The sequence below is a fragment of the Pseudoalteromonas sp. SR45-6 genome, assembly GCF_014163545.1.
In the GTDB taxonomy this organism is placed as follows: domain Bacteria; phylum Pseudomonadota; class Gammaproteobacteria; order Enterobacterales; family Alteromonadaceae; genus Pseudoalteromonas; species Pseudoalteromonas rhizosphaerae.
In genome coordinates this window covers 1-14158 of record NZ_JACJDM010000047.1, presented here as the reverse complement: position 1 = coordinate 14158, position 14158 = coordinate 1, and the positions used below count along the sequence as shown (strand labels likewise).

The 14158-nt window shown below is 41.5% G+C and carries 14 protein-coding genes; 1 reads left to right on the top strand and 13 read right to left on the bottom strand.

Annotated features, from left to right (window positions below; translation table 11 throughout):
- Positions 1–31 precede the first annotated feature (31 nt).
- From lpxA to rpsB, 13 genes are all read right to left on the bottom strand, one after another.
- Positions 32–802 carry an acyl-ACP--UDP-N-acetylglucosamine O-acyltransferase gene (gene lpxA, locus H5158_RS17280; RefSeq protein ID WP_149982988.1) on the bottom strand — a complete coding sequence of 257 codons (771 nt, stop codon included), beginning with the start codon at positions 800–802 and terminating at the stop codon, positions 32–34.
- A 2-nt stretch (positions 803–804) separates the two neighbouring features.
- Positions 805–1257, bottom strand: coding sequence for a 3-hydroxyacyl-ACP dehydratase FabZ (fabZ, locus tag H5158_RS17275; RefSeq protein ID WP_145240491.1), 453 nt, complete (start codon positions 1255–1257; stop codon positions 805–807).
- Between the two features lie 13 nt (positions 1258–1270).
- Complete coding sequence (gene lpxD, locus H5158_RS17270) at positions 1271–2308, bottom strand: UDP-3-O-(3-hydroxymyristoyl)glucosamine N-acyltransferase (RefSeq protein WP_182740510.1); 1038 nt, start codon at positions 2306–2308, stop codon at positions 1271–1273.
- Between the two features lie 9 nt (positions 2309–2317).
- Complete coding sequence (locus H5158_RS17265; RefSeq protein WP_149982990.1) at positions 2318–2836, bottom strand: OmpH family outer membrane protein; 519 nt, start codon at positions 2834–2836, stop codon at positions 2318–2320.
- Positions 2837–2847: 11 nt separating this feature from the next.
- Positions 2848–5319, bottom strand: coding sequence for an outer membrane protein assembly factor BamA (gene bamA, locus H5158_RS17260; protein ID WP_182740509.1), 2472 nt, complete (start codon positions 5317–5319; stop codon positions 2848–2850).
- Between the two features lie 104 nt (positions 5320–5423).
- Positions 5424–6776 (bottom strand): sigma E protease regulator RseP, encoded by a 1353-nt coding sequence (gene rseP / locus H5158_RS17255; protein WP_182718687.1) that lies wholly within the window; start codon positions 6774–6776, stop codon positions 5424–5426.
- Between the two features lies 1 nt (position 6777).
- Positions 6778–7983, bottom strand: a complete 1206-nt coding sequence (ispC, locus tag H5158_RS17250; RefSeq protein WP_145240482.1) for a 1-deoxy-D-xylulose-5-phosphate reductoisomerase — start codon at positions 7981–7983, stop codon at positions 6778–6780.
- Entirely contained in the window at positions 7980–8846 is an 867-nt protein-coding gene (locus tag H5158_RS17245) for a phosphatidate cytidylyltransferase (RefSeq protein WP_145240480.1), read from the bottom strand. Before H5158_RS17245 ends, ispC begins: the two co-directional genes overlap by 4 nt.
- 17 nt (positions 8847–8863) lie before the next feature.
- The gene (locus tag H5158_RS17240; RefSeq protein ID WP_149982995.1) at positions 8864–9643 is read right to left on the bottom strand and encodes an isoprenyl transferase; all 780 of its coding nucleotides are present in this window, start codon (positions 9641–9643) and stop codon (positions 8864–8866) included.
- Positions 9644–9701: 58 nt separating this feature from the next.
- Positions 9702–10223 (bottom strand): ribosome recycling factor, encoded by a 522-nt coding sequence (gene frr / locus H5158_RS17235; protein WP_215909106.1) that lies wholly within the window; start codon positions 10221–10223, stop codon positions 9702–9704.
- A gap of 50 nt (positions 10224–10273) precedes the next feature.
- Positions 10274–11023 carry a UMP kinase gene (pyrH, locus tag H5158_RS17230; RefSeq protein ID WP_145240474.1) on the bottom strand — a complete coding sequence of 250 codons (750 nt, stop codon included), beginning with the start codon at positions 11021–11023 and terminating at the stop codon, positions 10274–10276.
- A 159-nt stretch (positions 11024–11182) separates the two neighbouring features.
- Positions 11183–12034 (bottom strand): translation elongation factor Ts, encoded by an 852-nt coding sequence (gene tsf / locus H5158_RS17225; protein ID WP_182718689.1) that lies wholly within the window; start codon positions 12032–12034, stop codon positions 11183–11185.
- A 105-nt stretch (positions 12035–12139) separates the two neighbouring features.
- Complete coding sequence (gene rpsB, locus H5158_RS17220; RefSeq protein ID WP_145240470.1) at positions 12140–12868, bottom strand: 30S ribosomal protein S2; 729 nt, start codon at positions 12866–12868, stop codon at positions 12140–12142.
- A gap of 271 nt (positions 12869–13139) precedes the next feature.
- Between rpsB and map the strand changes: the two genes are divergently transcribed.
- A complete protein-coding gene (gene map, locus H5158_RS17215) occupies positions 13140–13928 on the top strand; it encodes a type I methionyl aminopeptidase (protein ID WP_182740508.1) in 789 nt (262 codons plus the stop codon).
- Positions 13929–14158: the final 230 nt, after the last annotated feature.

Below are 14158 nucleotides of genomic sequence, written 5' to 3'. Positions count from 1 at the left end.
CTTTTATACACTGCATAAACGAATTAACGAATTAACGAATAATACCGCGTTCAGAATTTTTCACAAAATCAACCATTAACTGTACTGCTGGGTACTTAGCGGCATCATCAGCAAGCGCTGCAATTGCCTCTTCAACACCTAAACTCTTGCGGTATAGTGTTTTATAAGCACGACGTGTTGCCATTACTTCATCGCTTTCAAAGCCACGGCGCTTCATGCCTTCAGTATTAATTGCAACAGGACCTGCTGGCGTACCTATAGTTGTTACAAACGGCGGCACATCTTTGTTCACGCCAGAGTACATACCAACAAAGGCATGTGCCCCCACTTTACAAAACTGATGAATACCTGAATTGCCCGCTAAGATAACCCAGTCACCAATATGTACATGGCCTGCAACAGATGCATTATTAGCAAAAATAACGTTATCGCCAATCACCGCATCATGGGCTACGTGAGTGTAAGCCATAAATAAGTTATTGCTGCCAATCTTAGTCACACCTTGGTCTTGAATTGTACCTCGGTGGATGGTAGCGCATTCACGAATAACATTGTTATCGCCAATGATAAGTGTGGTTGGCTCATTATTATATTTTTTGTCTTGGCAGGCTTCACCTACAGACGCAAATTGAAATATATGATTGCCTGAACCTATTGTTGACGGACCTTTGACCACAACATGAGATTCGATAATGCAATTGTCACCAATAACCACATCGTTGCCAATGTAGCTATACGGGCCAACCGATACATTATTACCTAACTTTGCACCTGGTTCGATTATCGCTGTAGGATGGATCACAATTAAAGCTCTCTTCTCGCACACATGATTTCGGCACTACATACTATTTTGCCATCAACTTTTGCTTCTGCTGCAAACTTCCAAATATTACGACGCTCTTTTAAAAATTGAACGTGTAAATGCATGGTGTCACCAGGCGTTACAGGTTGTTTAAAGCGCGCATTATCTATCGCTGCAAATAAATATAGTTCATTTTCACTGCGATTCTCGACAGTTTTAAACCCCAATAAACCGGTTGCCTGTGCCATGGCTTCTAAAATTAATACACCAGGAAAAATTGGCTGGTTAGGGAAATGGCCGGTAAAAATCGGTTCATTAAAAGTTACGTTCTTAATTGCATGTAATGATTCACCTGGGGTGTAATCAAGTACACGGTCAACTAGTAGCATCGGGTAACGATGCGGAAGTAAGCTTAAAATTTCTTGTATATCAAGGCTATTTAATTCGTTTGCCAAAATAGCATCCTTATTAATTATCAACGTTTAATGACTTAGTCAGAGTCTCTAGCGCTTTAAGGCGAACTTTCATCTCTGGCAAATTACGGAAATGGGCAATGTTTCGGCGCCACTCTTTATTTGAAGAGTGTGGAAGTCCTGAGGAATAAATACCAGGTTTCGTAATCGCTTTAGTCACCATGCTCATACCCGTAAGTATAACACCATCACAGATATCTATGTGACCATTTATGCCGACAAGCCCGGCAATCTGGCAATTTTTACCAATAGTTGTACTACCTGCTATCACGGTACAGCCAGCAATTGCTGTGCCTGAACCAATTTCAACATTATGGGCAATTTGACATTGGTTATCAATAATCACATTGCTGTGAATAATCGTGTCATCAATTGCACCACGGTCAACCGTAGCACCAGCGCCAATTTCAACCTTGTCACCTATAATAACGCGACCAAGCTGAGGAATTTTTATCCATTGGCCTTTATCATTTGCATAACCAAAGCCATCACTGCCGATTACGCTACTTGATTGAAATAAGCAATCACTACCAATTTCTACATCGTGATAAACACTGACATTTGCCCACAGTTTTGTGCCATTGCCAATTTTTGTGTTTTCACCAATAAAGCAATTAGCGCCTATTTGCGCGTTATCACCAATTACCGCTCCGGCTTCAATCACCGCATTAGCTGCAATAGCGGCTGTGCTTGCAACTGTAGCATCAGGATGAACCACCGCACTTGGGTGAATACCTGGTGACGCTGAGCGTGGCGTTGTATCGAGTAACTGGGCTAATTTCGCGTAGCAAACATAGGGGTTAACCACTATGAGCTTATTACCTTGATAATACTCTGCGTCTGCGGCAGATAGGATCACTGCCCCCGCCTTAGTATCACTAAGTTGTGAGCGATATTTCTTATTCGCTAAAAATGCAATATGCCCAGACTGGGCATTTGCAAGTGTAGCAATTTTTGAGATTTCCCAAGCGCCATCACCGTCAAGCGTGGCGCCTAGAAGTTCCGCAATCTGCGAAAGCGTATAATTATGCATATATCAGTTCTATTGCTTACTTACTTTATCAACAACTTTACTTGATAAATCAACGACCGTTTTAGGGTTAAAGTAGATAGTAGTATCTTTAACTTTAACTTCATCGTACTTACCATCTTTAGCAATATCTTCGATTGCTTTGATAATAATACCTTGAACTTTAGCTAGTTCTTGGTTTTGACGAGTTTTAATTTCTTGCTCTAAAGGACGACCTTTTTCAGCAAGATTTTTTTGCATGCCTTCCACTTTTTCACGCAACGCATCTTTTTGCGCTTGGCTCATTGTAGTGCTTTCACGCTTGAATTTTTCTGCTTCAAAGCGGATATCGCCCTGTAGCTTTTCAAGTTCTTGACGACGCTCAGCAAATTCAGCTTGCAGTGTTTGCTCAACTTTTGCCATTTGTGGGATTTGCTTATAGATTTCTTGCATATCTACAATACCAACTTTATGTGCAAAAGCACTTGCAGAAGTACCCATCATAAGTGTTGCTAAAATGGCAATTGCCGATGATTTAAATGATTTTTTCACAAAAAACTCCTTTAGAATGTATTACTAATGTTAAAGCTGATGGTCTTCGTATCGTCATCTTCTTCTTGTTGCAATGGATACGCAAAACTAATCAACATTGGACCCATTGGGGAGATCCACTGTAATGATAAACCGGTTGATACCCTAAAGCGCATCGGATCTGAATAATCCTCAAGCTTAGCGCGTTCGTCCGGACCTAAATTTTTATAACGGTCAACGTTAAATTCAGTGTCCCATACGTTTGCAGCATCAACAAAGAAACTAGTACGTACAGAACTGGTATTATCTTCATCCAAAAATGGGGTTGGCACAATTAACTCCATGCCTGCAACCGCTTTGGCATTACCACCGATACGTCCTCGCTGTGTTAACACATCAAACTCTGGCGAGCCGCCTATATTGCCTGTTAGACTACCATCTGGCAATGAATTGCCTGGAATTACTTGTGGTGTACGCGATATTGCACGCGGCAAAATAGTATTACGGTCAAAACCACGTAATTCCATTTCGGTTATACGGAAATACTCTTGGAATGGTAATGTTTGATCGTAACCATTGGTTGTGCCATAACCGTTACCATAGCCAAATGCAGCACGGGTTGAGAATACCCAACGGTGGTTATTAGTAAGTGGCCAATAAAAACGCGAGTCGTAATTTACCTTAAAGTAAGTTAAATCAGAGTTTGGCGTAGTACCGGTTAAGTTTAATGTTTGACGCGAACCTGCCGTTGGGAATAAACCACGGTTTACTGTCACACGAGACCAACCAACGCTGAGTTCGTATTTAGTAAAATCAAATCCTTCATCCGGGTTATTCGGATCTAAGAAGGTCTCACGCATAACACGAGTTTGCTCATATTCAGCAATCTCAGATAATTCTTCTTGGATCCAACGTACACCAAAGTTGATACGGTTTACCGCATCAATTGGGAAGCCTATATTTGTACCAATGCCGTAGCTTTTTGATTTGTAATCGATGAGGCTAAACTTACTTGCATCGTAATTACTGTAGAAAATACTACTGCCTTGCGACACACCATCTGGGGTGAAGTAAGGGTCGGTATACGATAAACTAACACGTTCTGAACCACGCGAAGTATTGATGTTAAAGCCAATCTGGTTACCCGTACCTAAGAAGTTAGATTCAGTCACACCGATATTAAATTGCAGACCTAAGTAAGAACCATAAGCAAGACCTGCGTTAAAGCTACCAGCTGATTGCTCTTTAACGGTAAAATCGACATCAACTTGGTCATCTATACCAGGGACTGGCACAACATTAAAATCAACACTTTCCATGTAAGGAAGACGTTGAATTTGTAGCTTTGAACGCTCAAGGTTCTGATTCGATAACCATGCGCCTTCCAGCTGGGTCATTTCACGACGTAATACTTCATCTGCGGTATTTTGGTTACCACCAACAATAATACGACGCACATAAACACGCTGACCAGGATTAACTGAGAGTGTTAACTGAACTTCTTTGGTTTCGTCATCAATTTCAGGAATGGTGCGAACTTCCGCATTCGCATAACCGAAACGCGCTAAATAACTTTTGATAAATTCTTCAGATGAGGTAACCACTGAGCCATTATAAAGTTCACCGGCACGCAGTGGAATAACACTTTTGATCAGTTCTTCACGGCCAAGTAGATCACCAATGAAGTCAAAGCCTTTCACTTTGTATTTAACGCCTTCGGTGATGTTAGCTGTTACATACACAGATTCACGTTCAGGACTTACTGATACTTGTGTTGAGTCAATATTAAAACGTAAGTAACCACGGTCTAAATAATAACTACGAATTTTCTCGAGATCGCCTTCAATGGTTTGTTTCTGGTAGCGATCGCTGCCCATAAACTGCCACCAAGGTAAATCTTGTTGTGACTCAGCAAGTGCTAACAAGTCTTCATCACTAAACAATTCGTTACCAACTAAGTTGATCTGACGGATAGATGCGGCATCACCTTCATCAAACTTAAGTTTTAGCTTAACGCGGTTACGCGGTAACTTAGTGATACTGACATCAATTTTAGCGTTGTATTTACCAATACTGTGGAAAAACTCTATTAAGCCTTTCTCGATGTTATCAACCACAGTTTTATCCAGTGGTTCACCTTGGCGAATATCTTGCTGATCAAGCGACTGATTAAGCTGCTCGTCTTTAATGTCTTTATTACCTTCAAACTCAATAACACTAATTGTTGGGCGCTCTGTTACTCTAAAAATAACATTATTGCCATCACGTAGTGCCTTGATATTGTCGAAGTGACCTGAGTTATACAAAGACTTAATCGTTTTTGAAATTGTATAGTCATCAACACTATCACCCACGTTAATAGGAATATGTGTTAATGCTGCTCCCAACGCTACGCGCTGCAAACCTTCAACTTTTAAATCGTCAACAATAAAGGAGTTTTGGCCTAGGGCTGCAAAGCTAGCACCTAATAAACTTGTTACTGCCAAATGTTTTTTTATAGCCATTTTATTATCTTTATCCTTTACAACGGTATTACCGCTCAACACCTTAAAATTATACTTTAGCGGTGTTTTACAATCGTGTTTTAATTCGAGACTGTCGCAATTGCTTACAATCGCGATACATCATTGAACAAAGCGAAACATGTAAGAAAAATGAGTAGCAAGGCACCCACTTTAAAACCAAATTCTTGTGTCTTTTCAGAGACCGGCTTTTTACGAAAAAGTTCAATTATGTAATACATTAAGTGCCCACCATCAAGCACTGGTAAGGGCAATAAATTAAATACGCCCAAGTTTACACTTATCAATGCTAAGAAGCCTAAAAACGCCACTAAGCCATAGCTTACGCTAGTTCCCGCCCCTACAGCAATACCAACTGGACCACTTAAATTCTTCACTGATACTTGACCAGTAATTAAGTTACCAATCATATCAAAACTTAGGCTGATCAAGCGCCATGTTTCAGTTACGCCCAGCACCATACTATCGAGTGGGCCATAATGTCTAGTTTCAATGTAACCATCTGGCCATTTTTCAACCACCGGTGCTACACCTAAAAAGCCTTGTAGCAAGCCATCACTATTACGTTGTCCTTTCGGGGTAACATTTAGCAGTTCTATACTATCTTGTCTTTTTACACTAAATTGTAATGATTTGTTAGCGGATTGCTGAATAACATTAACTAACTGCGTCCAACTGGTTATTGTTTCACCATTTACGGCGATAATTTCATCGCCTGCTTGTAAATTAGCGTCTGCTGCAGCAGAGTTTGGCGAAATTGTAGCAACGGTTAAAGTAGCCTGCGGACGAAACGGCACAATACCTAATGAAGCTAATGGTGGCACATCTTGTTGATCAAGTTTCCAACCATCAATATCAAGCATTTTAACCTGTTCTTGAAATTGCTCGTCACGCACGGTAACAGCAACACTTTTATCACCTAGGCTGGCCATTAATGCAAACGTAGCATCTTGCCAAGTCGCAATATTAGCATCGCCAATTTTTACAATTTGTTGACTAGGCATAATACCGGCCTGCTCAGCGCGGCTACCCTCATTTACTGAGCCTACCACCGGCTTCACCGATTGAACCCCAACCATGTACATCGCAGCTAAAGCAAAGATAGCAAATATAAAGTTAGCCAGCGGCCCTGCCGCTACAATCGCGATACGCGCTTGTACTGACTTGGCATTAAATGATAAGTGGCGTTGGTCAGCGGGCACCTCATCAACACGTTCATCAAGCATTTTCACGTAGCCGCCTAAAGGAATTGCTGCAATAACATATTCAGTGTCGTGTTTATCGTGCCATTTTATTAGCGGTTTACCAAAGCCAATAGAAAACCTTAACACCTTCACACCCGCTTTGCGGGCAACCCAAAAATGGCCATATTCATGCACTGTTACTAAAATTCCCAGCGCTAGAATAAAAGAACCTAAATTCCACAGAAAATCGAACATATTAGCGTACTACCTTTGCAATGAGTTGCGTCGCTTGAAGTCGAGCTAAACGGTCACATTCAAGAATTTCATCGAGCGTGTGTACGTTTACATCAACCGTTGTGTCTAATGTTTGTGCATTAATGCGGTATATATCAGTAAAGCCTATCTGCCCTTGTAAAAATGCCTGCACAGCAATTTCATTGGCAGCATTAACTGTCGTTGTAGCACCTTGTCCAGCATTACACGCAGCAATAGCTAATTGTAAATTGGGATAGCGGGCAAAATCTGGTTTCGTAAAAGTAAAATCAGCAAGCTGTGAAAAATCCAGTGGTGTTACTCCAGCATCAATACGCTGTGGGTATGCTAAAGCATGAGCAATCGGTGTACGCATATCTGGATTCCCCATTTGCGCTAGCACCGAGCCATCTTGGTATTGCACCATTGAATGAATAATACTTTGCGGGTGAATGACCACTTCAATATCGTTTGCCTGGCAGTTAAATAGCCATTTAGCCTCAATAAACTCAAGGCCTTTATTCATCATAGTGGCTGAATCAACAGATATCTTTTGTCCCATCGACCAATTTGGATGCGCCACAGCTTGTGCCACAGTAACGTCTTTTAAAGAGGCAATATCACACGTTAAAAAAGGCCCACCAGAACCGGTAAGTAAAATTTTACTTACCCCATGTTCATGTAACTGTGCATTAGTTTTAGAGCCTTGCAGTGCACTTGGCAGGCACTGGAATATGGCATTATGTTCACTGTCAATCGGTAGTAAAGTGGCTTTATGTTGTTTTACTTTATCAATAAACAACTGACCTGACATGACTAAAGATTCTTTATTCGCCAGTAATACTTTTTTACCTGCTTCTACCGCACTGAGTGTAGGTATGAGCCCCGCTGCACCAACAATCGCCGACATTACCGCGTCAACGTCTGGGTGAGCGGCCAGTTCACTCATGGCGGCAATGCCACTGCGGATCACTGTTTTGCAGCCACTGCCCGATAAGTGTTGGCTTAACTTAGCTGCAGCGCTGTCATCTGCCATCACTGCAAAGCGTGGTTGATGAGCAATACACAATTGCGCCATCAATTCACTATTATTACCTGCCGCAAGTGCAAATACAGCAAACTGTTCTTGATTACGCGCAACAACATCTAAGGTACTTAAACCAATGGAACCTGTCGCGCCGAGAATGACGAGTTGTTGTCTACAACTCATAAACTAAGTGTCCATGCATAGCACAACACAAAAATGGGGGCTGCAGCAGTTAGGCTGTCAAGGCGATCTAAAATCCCCCCATGGCCAGGCAAACATGAGCCACTATCTTTAAGACCAGCTTCGCGTTTAAACATACTTTCGAGTAAGTCGCCAATAGCTGAGAATAACGCGATGAATACAGTCATAATCGCGTAAATTGGCCAAACAGACATATCTACATTGGTAAAATGACAAAACGCTAAAACAAAAATTACCGCAGCAACTAAGCCACCAGCTAAACCTTCAATGGTTTTATTAGGGCTCACTTTTGGCATTAACTTATGCTTGCCAAAGTTTTTACCCGTAAAGTATGCACCAATGTCAGCACTCCATACGATCCCCAGTACCACTAAAATAAGCATCGAACCAAAGTGCGTTGATTGCTCATAGTTAGCACTGCGCAGTGTATTAAGCGCAAGCCACAGCGGTACTAAGGTGAGAATACCGGCAATAGCGCGCATAACCACTCCTTCGTTCCATGCTTTAGCCATTGCTGGGTAGCGCCACACTAGGTAGGTGGCTACAATCCACCACGAAAATGACAGTGTGAATATATAATTTGCGTCTCCTACGAGCTGGCCGTCGACCCACAGTCCATCAATTGGCCAATGCCAATTAAGCAGTACCAGTAACAAGCCAATAAACGTCACAAACGAAAAACGTTTAACTTTATCGCATAACCCCATAAATGCCGACCATTCCCACGCGCCTAATAAAACAATCGCGCCAGCGATGTAACTAAACAATGTAAGAGGTGTATAAAAAACCAACACCAGTGCCAAAGGCGCTAGCACTAAAGAGGTTAAAATTCGTTGTTTTAGCAAAGTGTTACCCTTTTTAATTAGGTTTCAGCGAGTAATTGTTTTATTTGTTCGCCAGTACAACCAAACCGTCGCTCTCTGGCAACGTAACAAGCGATAGCATCAGCAAAAGCTGCTTCATTGAAGTCAGGCCAAAGCGTATCGGTAAAGTAAAGTTCAGCATAAGCAGCTTGCCATAATAAAAAGTTGCTTATGCGTAAATCGCCACCAGTACGGATCAACAAGTCAGGTTCAGCCTGATCTTGCATACTCATATGGGCGGCTAAATCGTGCTCTGTAATATCATCAGGGTTTAACGTCCCTGCAGCAATCAGCTTACCTAATTGCTTTGCAGCATTTGTTATATCCCATCGACCACCATAATTTGCCGCTACATTCAGTTGCAAACCAGTATTATTAGCCGTTAATTCATGTGCTGCATCAACCTTGCTGCGCAAAGTATCTGAAAAACGAGATAAGTCACCAATAATGGTTAACTTAACATTATTTTTGTGTAGCTTTTTAACTTCCTTACTCAGCACAAACAAAAACAGCTCCATCAAGGTACTGACTTCATCTTCGGGGCGATGCCAGTTTTCACTACTAAAAGCGAATAGAGTCAATGACTCTATTCCTAATTTAGTACAAAACTGCACAGACTGACGAACCGCATCCACGCCTTTTTTATGACCGTACACACGTGGCCTATTCTTGGCTTGTGCCCAACGACCATTGCCATCCATGATTATAGCGACATGCTTGGGTAAACATTGCTGGGAAATTTTATCAGCGTTAAGAACCATAAATATCGAGTATTCCATAAAAAAACGCCGCCTAGTATACCCCAGACGGCGTTTCAAAACTAATAAATTTACTAGCTTAGATTTCCATCAACTCGGCTTCTTTCGCCGCTAATTGAGTGTCCATCTCTTTAATGAATTTGTCCGTAAGCTTTTGAATTGCATCATCAGATTGACGCGCTTCATCTTCAGAAATATCTTTATCTTTCAATAAGTTTTTAACGTCACCGTTAGCATCACGACGAATATTACGGATTGCAACACGGCCGCTTTCAACTTCACCACGAACGATTTTAATTAAGTTTTTACGACGTTCCTCAGTTAGCGGAGGAAGTGGTACACGGATCACAGAACCTGCTGACATTGGGTTTAAACCTAAGTCAGATGCCATGATTGCTTTCTCTACCGCTTGTGCAAGCGATTTATCAAATACACTTAACGCAAGTGTACGTGAATCTTCAATTGTTACATTGGCAACTTGGTTCAATGGCGTTGGTGCGCCGTAGTATGGCACCATAATGCCATCTAATATTGCCGGATGAGCACGGCCAGTACGGATTTTAGATAGTTGACTGCTAAGTGCCGTTACACTTTTCTGCATACGTTCTGCAGCATCTTTTTGAATATCGTTTATCACGGTTCAATCCTAATCTAGTTAATAACTTCATCTGAGGCTTGTGAAGAGATAAGAGTGCCTTCTTCTTCGCCCATAATTACACGCTTTAAAGCGCCTGATTTATTCATATTAAATACGCTCAACGGCATCTTGTGATCACGCGCAAGAGTGAATGCCGCAAGATCCATTACTTTTAATTCTTTTTCAATGATTTCATTGTAGCTCAAGTGACGGTAAAGTGTCGCCTCTGGATTTTTTACCGGATCATCACTGTAAACACCATCAACCTTGGTGGCTTTAATCACGGTATCGGCTTCAATTTCAATACCACGTAAACACGCGGCCGAATCCGTTGTAAAGAATGGGTTACCAGTACCGGCTGCAAAAATAACTACACGGCCCGTTTTTAATAAGCTAATTGCCTCAGCCCAGTTGTATGCATCACACACACCGTTAAGTGGGATAGCTGACATTAAACGACAATTTACAAATGCACGGTGCAACGCATCACGCATTGCAAGGCCATTCATGACAGTTGCTAGCATCCCCATATGATCGCCAACTACGCGATTCATACCTGCTTCAGCAAGTGAGCCGCCACGTAAAAAGTTACCGCCACCGATAACTAAACCCACTTCTACGTCGAGTTCTACAAGCTCTTTGATTTCTTGCGCCATACGGTCTAATACTTTTGGGTCGATGCCGAAGCCTTCGTCTCCCATCAGTGCTTCACCGCTTAATTTGAGAAGAACGCGTCTAAAAATAGGTTTACGATTGATTGTCATAGTATTTGGGCCAACTTTATAAAAAAAGGATAAAAAATAACCGCGCTTATGATTTTCACATAAAGAGCGCGGTTATTTTAAAGAATTTTCAGCGATGACGCAAAAGCAAATAACAGAATAATTTCATCTAACTCACTTTTTCGTCAAAGGAAATCGATTTTATTGACCTTTAGCAGCAGCAATCTGTGCAGCAACTTCAGCAGCAAAATCTTCAGTTTTCTTCTCGATACCTTCACCAACTTCTACACGTACGAAGCCAGTAACTGTTGCGTTTTTCTCTTTAAGAATTTCGCCAACAGATTTTTTAGGTTCCATGATGAAAGCTTGACCAGTAAGAGAAACCTCACCAGTGAATTTTTTCATGCGACCAACAACCATCTTCTCAGCGATTTCAGCAGGCTTGCCTTCGTTCATCGCGATTTCGATTTGTACTTGCTTTTCTTTTTCAACAACGTCAGCAGGTACATCTTCAGGTGTTAGGTACTCTGGGTTTGAAGCAGCAACGTGCATTGCGATGTGCTTAAGTGTTTCTTCATCAGCAACACCTGCAACAACAACACCAATACGCTCACCGTGACGGTACTCAACTAGCGTTTCGCCAGCGATGTACTGTAGACGACGTACATTGATGTTTTCACCAATTTTAGTAACTAGTTCAACACGATCTTCTTCGAACTTAGCTTGTAAGTCTTCGATAGAAATCGTTTCTGCAATAGCAGCATCAGCAACTTTATTAGCAAATGCTAAGAAACTTACGTCTTTTGCTACGAAGTCAGTTTGACAGTTAACTTCAACTAGTACTGCAACACCTGCGTTTTGCTTGATGATGATAGTACCTTCAGCAGCAATGTTACCTGCTTTTTTAGCAGCTTTTGCAGCGCCACTTTTACGCATATTTTCAATCGCTAACTCGATGTCGCCATCAGTTTCAGTTAACGCTTTTTTACAATCCATCATGCCAGCGCCGGTACGCTCGCGTAATTCTTTAACTAGGGCAGTAGTTACAGCCATTAGTAAATCCTCAAATCTGAATTCAGGTTTAGATAAGCGGGTTACCCGCTCTACAAGAATAGCAAGTCTTCATCTAAAATTAGATGAAGACTTGATGACAGCTAATTACTCAGCTTCTACGAAGTCGTCTTTCTCAGCTTGAGCAACGATATTGCTCTCACGGCCTTCAGTAATTGCTGCTGCAACTGCGCCTGTGTAAAGGTTGATTGCACGGATAGCATCATCATTACCAGGTACGATGAAATCAACACCGTCTGGGTTAGAGTTAGTATCAACGATCGCAACAACTGGAATACCTAGGTTGTTAGCTTCACGGATAGCGATGTGCTCGTGGTCTGCATCGATAACGAAAAGTGCGTCAGGAAGACCACCCATGTTTTTGATACCGCCAAGGCTCTTTTCAAGCTTTTCCATTTCGCGGTTAAGCATTAACGTTTCTTTCTTAGTTAACTTCTCGAAAGTACCGTCTTGGCTTTGGATCTCAAGGTCTTTAAGACGCTTGATTGATTGACGAACTGTTTTCCAGTTAGTCAACATACCACCTAACCAACGGTGATTTACGTAATACTGATCACTAGCGATAGCGGCTTCTTTAACCGACTCGCTTGCTGCGCGCTTAGTACCAACGAAAAGAACTTTACCTTTGTTTGACGCAGCACCAGTTAAAAACTTAAGTGCGTTGTTGAACATTGGAACAGTTTGCTCAAGGTTGATGATATGAACACGGTTACGTGCGCCGAAGATGAAAGGCTTCATCTTAGGATTCCAGTAACGTGCTTGGTGACCGAAGTGAACACCAGCTTGAAGCATGTCGCGCATTGAAACGTTTGCCATTTTGTATTTCCTCTGTTTAGTTTAGGGTTAGGCCTCCACATACCCCATAGCACCAACACCGCAGTTAAATGAAACTGAAATGCACCCAAGTGTATGTGACGATACGTGTGTGTGTTAAAATAAAATTGTGTTTGCCTTAAATACAAAAAATCATTTAAGAATTTATTTGTAAAAAGACGGCGCGCTTTATACCATATTAAAAACAAATATTCAACGTCGCGTGCAAAATTTGTGCGACGATAAATGTGTAAAACTCGACAATGGAGCCTCCATGAGTGCTGTGATCAAGACCCCTGAAGAAATAGAGAAAATGCGTGTAGCCGGGCGCTTAGCGGCAGATGTCCTGGAAATGATAGAGTCACATGTAGTTCCCGGTGTAACCACTGATGAACTAAATACAATTTGTCATAATTATATTGTCGATGTGCAAAAGGCAATTCCTGCCCCACTAAATTACCATGGTTTTCCTAAATCAATTTGCACCTCAGTAAACCATGTAATTTGCCATGGTATTCCTAACGACAAAGCATTAAAAGATGGCGACAGTGTCAATATCGATATCACGGTTATCAAAGATGGCTACCACGGCGACACATCAAAAATGTTTCATGTTGGCACGCCAAACATCCAAGGCAAGCGTCTTGCTGAAGTAACGCAAGAAAGCCTTTATTTAGCTATAAAAATGGTTAAACCAGGCGTGCGTTTAGGTGATATCGGCGAAGCGATTCAAAAATATGCAGAGAGCTTTAACTACTCAATTGTTCGTGAATATTGCGGCCATGGTATTGGTGCAGAGTTTCATGAAGAACCACAAATAATGCATTATGGCCGCGCTGGTACTGGCGAAGCCCTAAAAGCAGGTATGTGTTTGACTATTGAGCCAATGGTTAACGCGGGTAAACGCCAGTGTAAACTACTAAAAGATGACTGGACTGTGGTTACTAAAGACCGTAGCTTGTCTGCGCAGTGGGAACACACCTTATTAGTAACTGAAAATGGTGTTGAAATTTTAACGCTTCGATCAGATGATACGATTGACCGTGTTCATAAGCACTTATAAAATAACTAAAAATAAGCATATAAAAAATACCAGCTCAAGTTGAGCTGGTATTTTTTATATAAACAAAACTATTTATTCAACATTATTTATGGCATAACTTACTCGAAAATAGTTTTATCAACGCAGACCACAACCAAGCAATTAAGGTTAATATTATAACTGCTACAATAGACATGGGAGCTCCCTCACCATATTTTGGTTGGTAAAAAACGTTATTATAAATAAGATCG

Excerpts from the sequence above, each read along its gene's own strand:
- lpxD (WP_182740510.1), bottom strand. The coding sequence starts at position 2,308 with ATGCATAATTATACGCTTTCGCAGATTGCGGAACTTCTAGGCGCCACG.
- bamA (WP_182740509.1), bottom strand. The coding sequence starts at position 5,319 with ATGGCTATAAAAAAACATTTGGCAGTAACAAGTTTATTAGGTGCTAGC.
- rseP (WP_182718687.1), bottom strand. The coding sequence starts at position 6,776 with ATGTTCGATTTTCTGTGGAATTTAGGTTCTTTTATTCTAGCGCTGGGA.
- ispC (WP_145240482.1), bottom strand. The coding sequence starts at position 7,983 with ATGAGTTGTAGACAACAACTCGTCATTCTCGGCGCGACAGGTTCCATT.
- H5158_RS17240 (WP_149982995.1), bottom strand. The coding sequence starts at position 9,643 with ATGGAATACTCGATATTTATGGTTCTTAACGCTGATAAAATTTCCCAG.
- frr (WP_215909106.1), bottom strand. The coding sequence starts at position 10,223 with ATGCAGAAAAGTGTAACGGCACTTAGCAGTCAACTATCTAAAATCCGT.
- pyrH (WP_145240474.1), bottom strand. The coding sequence starts at position 11,023 with ATGACAATCAATCGTAAACCTATTTTTAGACGCGTTCTTCTCAAATTA.
- tsf (WP_182718689.1), bottom strand. The coding sequence starts at position 12,034 with ATGGCTGTAACTACTGCCCTAGTTAAAGAATTACGCGAGCGTACCGGC.
- rpsB (WP_145240470.1), bottom strand. The coding sequence starts at position 12,868 with ATGGCAAACGTTTCAATGCGCGACATGCTTCAAGCTGGTGTTCACTTC.
- map (WP_182740508.1), top strand. The coding sequence starts at position 13,140 with ATGAGTGCTGTGATCAAGACCCCTGAAGAAATAGAGAAAATGCGTGTA.